Origin of the sequence: Clostridium carboxidivorans P7, assembly GCF_001038625.1 — a bacterium.
Lineage (GTDB): Bacteria > Bacillota > Clostridia > Clostridiales > Clostridiaceae > Clostridium_AM > Clostridium_AM carboxidivorans.
Window position 1 is genome coordinate 1,173,453 of the sequence record NZ_CP011803.1, and the last position, 12,602, is coordinate 1,186,054.

Sequence of the window (12,602 nt, forward strand, 5' to 3'; positions counted from 1 at the left end):
ACTATAATATATTGGAAGATACATTTAAAATATTGATGCATAGTGTTTTTTATTATAATAAGTTTTTAGATTTTTTATAATTATATCCTCATGTCAAAATTGTGCTAAATTTGAGCAATATAATTCAGGAATTATATTGTAAATAGAGTTATCATAGTACAGGTGCCTTTTATTGGTAACAGCAAAATTATTCTAATGATTAAATTGGAAATTTTAAATGAGGTGATATAAAAATGAATAAATCAAAAGTAGAAAAAGTAAATTTTTATAGTAATATACTAAATAAAGAGATGTCAATGCTTGTATATTTACCTGAAAGTTATGATATTTTTACTCCACTACCTGTATTATATTTTTTGCATGGAAGAAGTGGAAATGAAAATATAATGCTTGAACTGAATATAAATATCAAAGCTGATGAAATGATAAAAAGTGGAGAAATTAAGCCTATGATAATTGTATGTCCAAGAATTGAAAACAGCCGTGGGTTGAATTCATCTTTAATATGCAAAGAAGTATCTGATTCTACAGATAACAATAGAAGTATAAATTTAGGAATGTATGAAGATTATTTTATAAAAGAAGTAGTGCCAACCATTGATAAAACCTTCAATACCATAAAAGATAAAAAAGGAAGATATGTAGGAGGAGTTTCTGCTGGTGGTTATATAGCTCTTCACAATTCTTTAAGACATCAGTATATGTTTTCAAAAGTAGGAGGACACATGCCTGCCTTGGAGCTGAAGCTTGAAGATGAAGACAAACCCTATTTCAAAGATATGGAGATATGGGAGAAATATGATCCAATAAATATTGCAAGAAATAATAATATTTCTTCTCACATTGCTGTCTATCTTGATGCTGGAGATAGGGATGAAGGTAAGTTTTACGAAGGCTGTTCAATTCTACATAAAATATTGAAAGAAAAGGGGATAAACTCTCAAAATCATGTATTTTCTGGTAATCACAGTATTAAATATATACAATCAAATATTGAAAAATATCTAAAATTTTATGGATGTTAATGAAAAGGCAATATAAGAATATATAAAAAATTATTTTTAATTATGCTGTCAGCATGCTTTTAAGTATAAAATATTCATATTTTAAAATAATAATTATAAAAGCAATTGCATAAAATTTTTGATGGTAAAGAGCCTTTTGTAAGATCACCTTCTTTACCAGATAGGAGTTTAGATGGTAATGAAAAATAAAAGTAAAGTAAAGGTAATTCCATTAGGAGGTCTAGGTGAAATTGGCAAAAATATGACAGCTATAGAATATGATAATGAGATAATTGTAATTGATTGTGGCTTAGGTTTTCCCGATATGGAGATGTATGGTGTTGATTTAGTCATACCAGATATAACTTATTTGCTAAATAATAGAGACAAAGTAAAAGGGGTTATGTTGACTCATGGACATGAAGATCATATAGGTGCTCTTCCCTATGTTTTAAAACAACTAAATGTACCGGTATATGGAACAAGGTTGACTTTAGGACTTGTGGAAAGTAAATTAGAAGAACATGAAATGCTTTCTAACTGTACTCTTCTTGAAGTTAAAACAGGAGAAGAGGTTAAAACTGAAAATTTCAGAATAGAATTTATACGAAGCTGTCATAGTATTGCAGATGCCTGTGCACTAGCTATACACACTCCAGAAGGTGTTATAGTTCATACAGGAGATTTTAAAGTAGATTATATGCCTATAGATGGGGATGTAATAGATCTTCATCAGTTTGCAAAACTAGGAAGCAGGGGAGTACTATTATTAATGGCAGATAGTACAAATGTTGAGCGTCCAGGTTATACAGTTTCGGAGAGGATTATAGGAGATAATTTAACAGGAATTTTTAGCAAGGCAAAGGGGAGAGTAATTGTTGCTACCTTTGCATCAAATACTAATAGAATTCAACAGATTATTAATTCATCTTTGTTTTATGGAAGAAAAGTTGCATTTAGTGGAAGAAGCATGGAGAAAATTTCAAGTATGGCTATGGAATTAGGTTATATGAAATTATCTGAAGATCAACTTATAAGTGTGGACGATATTAATAAATATCCTTCTGATAAAATAACTATTATAACCACTGGAAGTCAAGGAGAACCAATGGCTGCACTTTCAAGAATTGCATATTCAAACCATAGAAAAATTACTATTGAAAAAGGTGATGTTGTAATTATTTCTGCTTCACCAATTCCTGGAAATGAAAAACTTATATCTAAACTCATAGATGAACTTTTTAGGAAGGGAGCAGAAGTAATTTATAATGCTTTAGAAGAAGTTCATGTTTCAGGTCATGCTTGTCAAGAAGAGTTAAAATTGATGCATACTTTGATTAAACCTAAATTTTTTATGCCTGTGCATGGGGAATATAGACATTTGAAGCAGCATGAATTACTAGCTGAAAATCTTGGTATGGATTCGAAAAACATCTTTGTATTAGAAAATGGTCAGGTGCTGGAGTTAAATAGAAATAGTGCTGCAAGGTCAGCAAAAGTTACTTGTGGAACAGTTATGATAGATGGACTTGGTATTGGTGATGTAGGGAATATAGTACTTCGAGATAGAAAGCATTTATCACAGGATGGAGTAGTAACAATAGTAGTAACAATAGATAAAGCATCCTTTAGTATACTTTCCGGACCAGATATTATTACAAGAGGATTTGTTTATATGAAAGAATCTGGAGATTTAATAAATGAAGCAAGAGGAGTAGTAAAAGCAGAGCTGGATAAATGTATGGAAAGTAAAATTAAAGATTGGTTTACTATAAAATCCAACATAAAATATTCCTTAGGAGGATTTTTGTATAATAAAACAAGAAGAAGACCTATTATTTTACCAATAATCATGGAAACTTAGGAACAATTAATTATACATGCATAAAAGTTAAATCAAGTGATTCTTAGACTCAGGTGGAGTTTGCCTGTAAGGAATGCCTCTCTCCATCTGAGTCTTAGAAGAACTTATCCAGGCGCGTAGCAGTGCTTATCTCCCACTTTGAAGAAGATAGGGGTGTTAGCAATGGTAGCGATCGGATAAAAAATAGTAAGAAATCTAGGAGAGGAAGAAAAAAGCCTCTCCTTAAATTTTATGATATACTAAAATTAGTTATCAAAAAGCAATGAGGGTTGTGTATTATGATTACAAATAAATTAGTAAATCAAAGTATTGATTATATCATGCGGCATTTAGATGAGGAGATTTCTATTGAAGATGTTGCAGATTACTGCCATTTTTCAAAATATTACTTTAGCAGAGTTTTTAAGAAAGAAACAGGAGAAAGCATTTATGCTTTTATCAAACGCTTAAAAATGGAGCAAAGTGCTTTAAACCTCAAAATTGAAAAAGACAAATCAATTACTGACATTGGATATGATTATGGATATAGTCCATCAAATTATAGTTCAGCATTTAAGAAGCACCATAATATTTCTCCAGCGGAATTTCGAAAAAGTAAGAACACAACATGTGTACCTCATCCTTTTTACCAGGACAAGCTTGCTAAGTTCCAATCCTTTGAAGAATATGATCAACGGATACTTATACAGGAATTGGATGATTTTGTGGTTATCTATGAAAGGTATATTGGAAACTATATTGAATTGGGGAAAAATTGGTATGATTTCACAGAAAAATATAAAGATTATTTTAAGGAAGATACGCTTTTAATTGAAAGGTTTTATGATGATCCTTCCATTACAAGCCTAGATCAATGTTTATATGATATATGCATGACGGTTGATAAAAATTGTTCACTAGACAATGTTACAACTATTCAAGGAGGTAAATTTGCACTTTGTCGTTTTGATGGATTGATACAAGATATTTTTGCTGCTTTTCAAGGGGTATTCAATATTTGGTTGCCAGACAGCGGCTATGAAATGGATGAAAGGTATGGATTAGATATTTATCGAGCTATTGACTGGGAAAGTATGCATGTTGTAATGGATCTATGCATACCGATTAAATAGAGCAAGAATTCAGAAGTGAAAAAACAGGCGCCCTAGTATAATAAGAACTGTAACAGGGATATAGTTCGAGTTGAAAGGAGTCTGTTTTATGTTTTTATAAATTCACAATTCATAGTTAAATAAAACAAGAAAAATGGAGTGATTTGAAAATGTTTGATATAAGGAAAATTCAAGAACAAGTAATTTATGAAGCTGTAAAAAATGCCAGTAATGATGAAATTGCAGGAGAAATAGTATATGGAAAAGATAAGCTGGCTAAAACAGAGGATAATCCCACATGGGTGAAATCTACAATGAAGAGATTAGAAAACCATTTTGATAAGTCAAAGGTTAAGCATATTAGAGCACACTGTCAATGTGGATATGGTATGGATGACAAATTAGCATTGGTTAAAGAGTTGATAGAATCATCTTCAAGTATGGAGGAGTTTGGAAATTCAGATAAGGCAAAAGCAGCAGGACTTTCTTATGAAAATGGAGAACTATATCTGCAATTTCATTTTTGTCCATGTCCAATGCTTACAGATGTGGATAGATTAGATACCAATACCTGGTGTCAATGTACAACTGGGTATAGTAAAGTTCTTTTTGAAAAAGCCTTTGAGTGCAAAGTAGATGTGGAGTTGTTAAAAAGTATAAAAATGGGTGATGAGATATGCCTTATGAAAATAATTCCACAAGAATCTATATGGAAATAGAATATTTAAGTAGCTTGTGTCAACGACCCTAGAAAGTCGTTGACACATTATTTTTTTAAAGCTTATAATTAGTCGTTTTTATTCAACCATTTATTAAGTATTTTTATGTATTTTTCATTTTCTTCTACAAATGGCATATGCCGGCTGAATTCAAATAATTCCCATTCTGAATTAGGAATTTTATCATACATTGTTTTTGCAACAAGCGGTGAGCAAAGATCAAGCAAACCACTGATGATTAAACAAGGTTCTTGAATATCTTCAATTTCTTTCATGAAATCAAAGTTTTTTAATGTGCCAGATGGACTGAATTCATTTTGTCCCCAGGCAGTTATGTAAGCTTCTGTTCCAGCAACCTTTGGACGTCTTAAACATTCTGGAGAATCTGGTCCTACTTTACCTGCACAATGACGAAGCATGAATTCTGCTTCTGCCACTTGATATTCTTTTGAAGAATAATCTCCAGTTTTTTCTGCATTAGCAATGGCATCCTGCATTTCCTGTGGAAGGTATGCAACTCTTCTACGCTGTTCTTTTTCCCATAGTGCAGCAGATGGTAAAGTACTGGATAGGATATAGCTTTTTATTCCTTCAGGTTTGTATTCGCAAGCATATTCAATTGCCTGCATTCCTCCCCAAGATTGTCCTAATAAATGAATTTCATCTAAGCCAAGGTGTTTACGTAACTTTATTAATTCTTCAATCCATGTCTTAGCACACCATAAGTCAGGACGGGAAGGTGTCGCAGATAATCCACATCCTAATTGATCATACATAATAACTGCACGTCCATCTTCAGCAATCTTATCAAGTACTTCAAAATAATTATGTGTAGAACCTGGACCACCGTGTAATAAAACCAACGGTTTCTTATTTCCTATACATTCACCCACTATACGGTAGTAAGTTTTATATTCTAGATATGGCATATAGCCTTCAGTAATTTTCATAAGCAGTCTCCTTTTCTATACAAATATAATACAAACATAATAATATACTTATATGTAAACCTTGTCAATTTATAAGCAAACTGCGATTGTTGACAAATTGTTATTTAACTGCAACTAAATTGTAACAATTAAACGGTAAGATATATACATAAGCTAAATATTGAAAAACAATTGTAAATGTTGTTGATAAATTTTAATAAGCGGAAAGGGTTAGGGAAGTGAAAATGAAAAAGATAAAATTTACAAAAGAAACTTTTGGATTGGTAATGATTTTAATAATGTCTTCGGTATTGAATTTGGCAAATTTAAGCATAGAGGGATATGGAAATGAATATTATGCTGCAGGTGTAAAGAGTATGACTATGAGTCTGAAAAATTTCTTCTTTGTATCTTTTGATCCTGCAGGATTTGTAACAATTGATAAACCACCGCTGGGCTTTTGGATACAGGCTATATCTGCTAAGATATTTGGATATAGTGGATGGAGTATAATTCTTCCACAGGCTATTGCAGGAGTGATTTCCGTTTGGGTTATATATCGTGTTGTAAAAAGATCCTTTGGAACTGCTGCAGGACTAATTTCAGCATTATGCCTTGCAGTTACACCAGTTTTTGTTGCAGTAAGCAGAAATAATACTTGTGATAACTTGCTCGTTTTAACTTTACTCTTAGCTTGCTGGGCACTTTCAATAGCAGCTGAAAAAGGAAAATTAAAATACCTTTTGTTAAGTTTAGCACTTGTAGGAGTTGGCTTTAATATAAAGATGCTTCAGGCATACATGGTAGCACCAGCTTTATATATAACTTATCTTCTTTTTAATACAGTTTCTATAAAAAAGAGAATAGTACATCTTATTGCGGGAACAGCTATTTTATTAGCAATATCATTTTCTTGGGCTGCAGCTGTAGATTTAACACCTGCTGCCAACAGACCTTATGTAGGAAGTAGTGGAAGTAATTCAGTTATACAACTTATAGTTCAGCATAATGGCTTGGAAAGGCTCGGACTTAGCAGTGGTACATCAGGTTCTGGATCAAAGGGTAATCCAGGTGGTAACCCTCCAGGACAAAGCAGCAAGACACAAACGACGTCTAAAACACAAACAGATGCTACTTCTAGTGCAACAAAAGGACAGTCTACTCAAGGTAATAGTAAGCAAAGTACTTCTAATAATACTTCTGGACAAGTGGCACCTCCTAATGGTGGTGGTCCAGGACAAGGCACGCCTCCTAGTGGTGGCGGTCCAGGAAAAGGAGGCAATAGAGGAGGCCAAGGTGGAGGAACCTTTGGAGGACAAGAAAAATCAAGTATTACAAGGTTATTTTCCAATAATAGTTTATCAGATCAGATAAGTTGGCTTTTCCCACTTTCAGTATTTGGATTTATAGCAGCTGCAATAAAGGAAAGAAGACAAAAATCCTCTGATAATAAGAGAAAAATATCATTGGCACTATGGTTTATATGGATGGTTCCAGAATTTATATACTTTAGCTTCACAACAGGGTTGTTTCACCCATACTATTTAACTATGCTTTCTGCACCAATTGCAGCTTTAACAGGAATTGGAGTTGTATCAATGTGGAAGTTTTATAAAGAGGGTGGATGGAAGTCATGGATTTTACCAGCAGCACTTATTGCAGATGGGTTAGTTCAAATGCTTCTTATATCTTATTACTATAGTTCATCAAGTGTTGCAAAAATTATAATGATAATAATGTCAGTTTTATGCTTTGGATCTTCATTAATATTAATTGCTTTTAATTTACTAAAAAATAAAAACATAAAGTTAAAAAAAATAGTATTAGCTACTGCACTTACAGGACTTTTGGTTGCACCTACAGTTTGGTCAAGTACTGCTGCCTTTTGTAAAATGTCTGGAAGCTTCCCATCTGCTAGCTTGTCATTAATGACTAGTAAACAAGCGAGTATAGGAAGTACAAGTTCTTCAAACAGCAGTAATTCAAAGCTGATAAAATTTTTACAAAAAAATAAAACAAATGAAAAATATATCCTTGTAACATCATCTACTAATGGATATGCTTCAGACATAATAATTAAAACAGGCGAAGCTGTAATGACCTGGGGATTCTTTGGAAATGATAATGCAATTACACTAAGTCAGTTTAAGGAATTAGTGAATAAAGGTGAAGTAAGATATGTTATGGTAGGTGGTCAAGGTGGCAACAATGAAATTATGAACTGGGTTAAGTCAAATGGTAAAATTGTTTCAGAAAGTGAGTGGAAGGATTCAAATTCTAAATCTCAAGGTTTTGGAGGAGGAAATTCTGAGCAGCTGTACGATTTAAAGGGAGTTACTACTACTTCAACACCACTTCAACAAAATAAATAATAATTAAAAGAGGTGTTTTAAAGCTAAGAAATTAGTTCTAAAACACCTTTTTATGATTACTTATTTTGAATTTTACTCTTCTTCCCAGGTAAGCTTTGCCATTGGAAAAACTTCTAAAGCTCTATCAAATATGCCTTGAACATAACTTATTAAAACACCATAGTTTACAATAGGTACTTCAGCATTTTGAGCTTGCTCAATTCTATAAAGCATAGCTTTTCTATTGAGCATGCAGCCACCGCAGTGAACTATGAGAGCATAATTTTTTATATTTTCTGTAAAGCTTACTCCAGCTGCAAAATCAAATTCAAGCTTTTTGCCAGTAATTTGTCTAAGCCATCTTGGTATTTTAACTTTTCCTATATCATCAGATTGTCTGTGATGTGTACATCCTTCTGCAATTAGTATTTTGTCACCATCTTTTAAATTTTTTATAGCTTTAGCACCTTTAACAAGTTCTGTAAGATTTCCTTTGTTTCTTGCAAAAAGAATTGAGAAAGAAGTCAAAGGAATATCCTTTGGAGTATCAGCAGCTACCTTTAAGAATACTTGAGAATCAGTAATTACCATTCTAGGCTTTTTACCTAAATTAGCTAAAGTTTCCTTAAGTTCATATTCCTTTGTGACGACAGCTATGGCATCACTTTCTAGAATATCCCTTATAACTTGCTGCTGAGGAAGTATAAGTCTTCCCTTTGGAGCAGCTTTATCAATAGGTGTAACTAAAACAACAAAGTCACCAGGAGATATGAGATCTCCAACAATTTTAAATTTATCTTCGTCTTCAGGTACAATTTTAATGAGTTCATTTTTTATCAAGTCAATGCCTTTATTGGAAACAGCAGATACAGGAATTAATTTTAAATCCAGCTGATTTTGCATTTCAGAAAGAGCATCAGCATTTATGTTATTAATATCTGTTTTGTTTAAAGCTCCTATAACGGGAATCTTTCTTCCTCTAATTTTAGATAATATATCTTTATCAAAATCAGTAACACCAATTTCAGCATCAATAACTAAAATAGCCACATCTGTTTTTGTTAAGACCTCCATGGCTTTCTTTTTTCTAAGTTCACCTAATTCACCTTCATCATCAAGACCAGCAGTATCTATTAAAACTACAGGACCAATTGGCAAAATTTCCATTGCTTTGTATACAGGATCTGTGGTGGTTCCTTTTACCTCGGAAACAAGAGCTATTTCCTGTCCTGTAAGAGCATTTATGATACTTGACTTTCCAGCGTTTCTCTTTCCGAAAAGTGCTATGTGTAATCTGTTTGCACGTGGAGTTTCATTTAAATTGCTCATTATTTTTTACCTTCTTTCATTCCAGGAATTCCTGGTTTTGTTATTTCATAAGGGTTCAGTATTTCATTTAGCTTTTCTGGAGTTAAAATTCCTTCTTCCAGACAAAGCTCTTTAATAGTTTTATTTTCTCTTAGTGATTTTTTTGCAATTTCAGAAGCTTTATCATAACCTATATGGTGGACAAGAGCCGTAACTACAGAAGTAGAAGCTTCAAGATTATGACTGCAATTACCTTCATTAACTTCTAAGCCATTAATGCATTTTTCTGTAAATATGTTTACTGCATTGGTTAATATTTCAAGAGATTCTAAAAGTGATTCAGCAATTAAAGGACCAAAGGCATTTAATTCTAACTGACCAGAAGCTGCAGCATAGGTAATAGCAGCATCATTGGATATTACCTTCATAGAAGTTTGAGCAGCCATTTCAGCTATTACTGGATTTACTTTCCCAGCCATAATAGAAGAACCAGCTTGAACTTTAGGTAATGAAAGCTCTCCAATTCCACCTCGAGGACCAGAACCCAAAAGACGTATATCATTGGATATCTTTATCAAATTAACAGATGCAGACTTTAAAAGACCAGAAACTTCTACAAAGACATCCATGTTTTGAGTGGTGTCCATAGGATAGTCACTGCGAGCTAATCCAAGTCCAGTTAAATCTTGAAGGATGTCTGTCATGAGAAATATGTATTTTAAAGTTGCATTCATGCCAGTACCAATAGCAGTACCACCTATATTTACTTCACGAAGTCTTTCTTCAACCTTGTACAATCTCCATCTATCCCTGGAAATTGCTCTTGCATATGCTCCAAAACCTTGACCTGCCATCATTGGAAGTGCATCCATAAGTTGAGTTCTTCCGAGCTTTAATACATCTGCAAATTCATTTTCTTTTATTTGAAGAGCCTCCTGAAGATTAGCAAAAGCCAAACTTAAAGGCCTTAATAGTTTTATAGCAGCAATTCTTATAGCAGTGGGATATACATCATTAGTTGATTGTGACATATTCACATGATGAAGAGGATGAACAAGAGAATAATCTCCTTTTTCGCCTCCAAGTAATTCTATAGCAACATTTGCAATTACTTCATTTACATTCATATTAGTAGATGTTCCAGCACCACCTTGCAGAGCGTCTACTACAAATTCAGAATTAAATTCATCTTTTAATATTTTATCGCAAGCTTTTATAATTGCATCTGCTTTTTCTGGCGATAGCTCTTTTAATTTCTTGTGAGTAATAGCAGCAGATTTTTTTATTGTAACAATTGCTTTAATTAAATGTAAGTTGACTTTTTTGGAAGATACATTGAAATTATCTAAAGCCCTTGCAGTATTTATACCATAATAAGCATTGCTGCTTATTTTTTTTTCTCCAAGTAAATCTTTTTCTACTCTAAAGTTAGTATTTATAGCCATTATTTTTCACTCCTTTATATAAGTGGGTAATAATAGAATCTTATATTATATTATAAATTTTATAACTAAAACAAGCAACTTTTTAGAATTTTATTCATATAGAGCTAAAATAAAAATAAAATGGTTGAAATTGTCTGAAAACATGATATAATAGTATCCATTAAGAAAAATATTGATAAATTATCAATTTTACTTAAATAAATTTGCGCTTTTGTCAATTATTCTTCTTAAAAACTAATTATTGGTAATTATTAAGAATATTCAGTAATTAAATTAAAGGGGGCTTACTATAATGAAGAAAAAATTTTTATCCGCTATAATGGCTGCATTTTTAGCTGGAACTTTTTTAACTGGATGCGGCGGGGGGACTGCTTCTCAAAGTAGCAAATCATCTAAAACTTTAGTTTTTGCACAATCATCGGACCCTAGAGGATTGGATCCTGCTTATGCTGATGATGGGGAATCAGCAAAAGTAATGTGTAATGTATATGAAGGACTTATTGCTTACAAGGAAGATTCCACTGAAATTCAGCCTTGTCTTGCAGAAAAATGGAATATAAGTTCTGATGGAAAAGTTTATACTTTTAATCTTCGTAAAAATGTAAAATTTCATGATGGAACACCGTTTAATGCAGATGCAGTAGTTTATAACATAGAACGCCAGCTGCCACCAAAGGCAAAGGATGATATGCCATATGCTTCCTTTACTTTTGGAGAAGTTGCTAAAGTGGAAAAGGTTGATGATTATACTGTAAAAATAACTTTAAAAGAGCCTTATACTCCTTTCCTAGCAAACCTTGCTATGTCTTTAGCAGCACCAATGGCTAGTCCAACTGCTTTAAAGAAATCTGCAGATAAGATAATGGAAAATCCTGTTGGTACTGGTCCTTTTAAATTTGTTAAATGGACTAAGAGTCAATCTATAGAATTAGAAAAGAATAATGATTATTGGGGCACTAAAGCAAACTTGGATAAGGTTGTATTTAAATTTATAAAGGAAAATTCTGTTCGTGCCAGTGAACTTATATCAGGTTCAGTGGATGCAATAGACGGTATAGATCCTAACGATATAAAGAAAATAAAAGACAGCAAATTGAGCCTGTTCCAGAGCAAAGGTATGAATATTAACTATATGGGCTTTATGTGTTCAAGAGCACCATTTAATGATCCAAAATTGAGAGAAGCACTTTCTTATGCTATAAATAGGGATGAACTTGTTAAACAGTTATATCAAGGTTATTCTGAAGTTGCTAATAGTCCACTGCCATCCTTTATTCCTGGTTACAATAAGGATGTTAAGCCTTATGAATACAATCCAGAAAAGGCTAAAGCAATGTTAAAGGAATTAGGAAAAGAAAATTTAAAGATAAAAATACTTACTTATTCAGTTGCAAGACCATATAATTCTGTTAATGGACAAAAGTTAGCAGAATCTGTACAAGCGTATTTGGCTAAGGTTGGAGTTACTGCTACTATAGATGCATTCCCTTGGAAAGAGTATAAAGATAAGCTTTTCCAAGGAGAAGGTGATATGTTCTTCTATGGCTGGATTGGTGACAACGGTGATGCGGATAATTTCTTATCATTATTTGATACAAAGGAAATTAAATCAACTTTAAATTCTGCAAAGTATAGTAATGCTCAAGTAGATGAGTTACTTGCAAAGGGAAGAACTACTCCAAATGGTGATGAAAGAAATAAAATTTACAGTCAAATTCAAGATATAACAGCTAAAGATGTACCTTGGCTTCCAATATCTCATGCACAAGCTTTAGCTGCTTATTCACCAAAGGTAACTAACTTTAAGGTTCATCCTACAGGTTCAATATTCTTTAGTAAAGTAGATAAAAATTAGTTTGTAGTATACAGCCAAATTTCATTATAACTTAAG

The 12,602-nt window shown here is 32.6% G+C and carries 9 protein-coding genes; 6 read left to right on the plus strand and 3 right to left on the minus strand.

Annotated elements, in window-relative coordinates; all coding sequences use genetic code 11:
• Nucleotides 1–233: 233 nt before the first annotated feature.
• From Ccar_RS05050 to Ccar_RS05065, 4 genes are all read left to right on the plus strand, one after another.
• On the plus strand, nt 234–1,025 hold the full coding sequence (locus Ccar_RS05050) for an alpha/beta hydrolase (protein WP_007061732.1): 792 nt from the start codon (nt 234–236) through the stop codon (nt 1,023–1,025).
• 178 nt (nt 1,026–1,203) lie between these two features.
• On the plus strand, nt 1,204–2,868 hold the full coding sequence (locus tag Ccar_RS05055) for a ribonuclease J (RefSeq protein WP_035774828.1): 1,665 nt from the start codon (nt 1,204–1,206) through the stop codon (nt 2,866–2,868).
• Nucleotides 2,869–3,146: 278 nt separating this feature from the next.
• Nucleotides 3,147–3,980: an AraC family transcriptional regulator gene (locus tag Ccar_RS05060; protein WP_007061730.1), complete on the plus strand. Its 834-nt coding sequence runs from the start codon at nt 3,147–3,149 to the stop codon at nt 3,978–3,980.
• A 149-nt stretch (nt 3,981–4,129) separates the two neighbouring features.
• A complete protein-coding gene (locus Ccar_RS05065; RefSeq protein ID WP_007061729.1) occupies nt 4,130–4,678 on the plus strand; it encodes a DUF6144 family protein in 549 nt (182 codons plus the stop codon).
• Nucleotides 4,679–4,746: 68 nt separating this feature from the next.
• On the opposite strand, the gene pepI is transcribed toward Ccar_RS05065, so the two are convergent.
• On the minus strand, nt 4,747–5,628 hold the full coding sequence (gene pepI, locus Ccar_RS05070) for a proline iminopeptidase (RefSeq protein ID WP_007061728.1): 882 nt from the start codon (nt 5,626–5,628) through the stop codon (nt 4,747–4,749).
• A 224-nt stretch (nt 5,629–5,852) separates the two neighbouring features.
• On the opposite strand from pepI, the gene Ccar_RS05075 reads away from it, so the two are divergent.
• Nucleotides 5,853–7,979, plus strand: coding sequence for a glycosyltransferase family 39 protein (locus Ccar_RS05075; protein ID WP_007061727.1), 2,127 nt, complete (start codon nt 5,853–5,855; stop codon nt 7,977–7,979).
• 72 nt (nt 7,980–8,051) lie between these two features.
• Here the strand turns inward: Ccar_RS05075 and hydF are convergent, their stop codons facing one another.
• Nucleotides 8,052–9,287 carry a [FeFe] hydrogenase H-cluster maturation GTPase HydF gene (gene hydF, locus Ccar_RS05080; protein ID WP_007061726.1) on the minus strand — a complete coding sequence of 412 codons (1,236 nt, stop codon included), beginning with the start codon at nt 9,285–9,287 and terminating at the stop codon, nt 8,052–8,054.
• A complete protein-coding gene (locus Ccar_RS05085) occupies nt 9,287–10,711 on the minus strand; it encodes an aspartate ammonia-lyase (RefSeq protein ID WP_007061725.1) in 1,425 nt (474 codons plus the stop codon). Before Ccar_RS05085 ends, hydF begins: the two co-directional genes overlap by 1 nt.
• 292 nt (nt 10,712–11,003) lie before the next feature.
• Between Ccar_RS05085 and Ccar_RS05090 the strand changes: the two genes are divergently transcribed.
• Nucleotides 11,004–12,566: an ABC transporter substrate-binding protein gene (locus Ccar_RS05090; RefSeq protein WP_007061724.1), complete on the plus strand. Its 1,563-nt coding sequence runs from the start codon at nt 11,004–11,006 to the stop codon at nt 12,564–12,566.
• Nucleotides 12,567–12,602 lie beyond the last annotated feature (36 nt).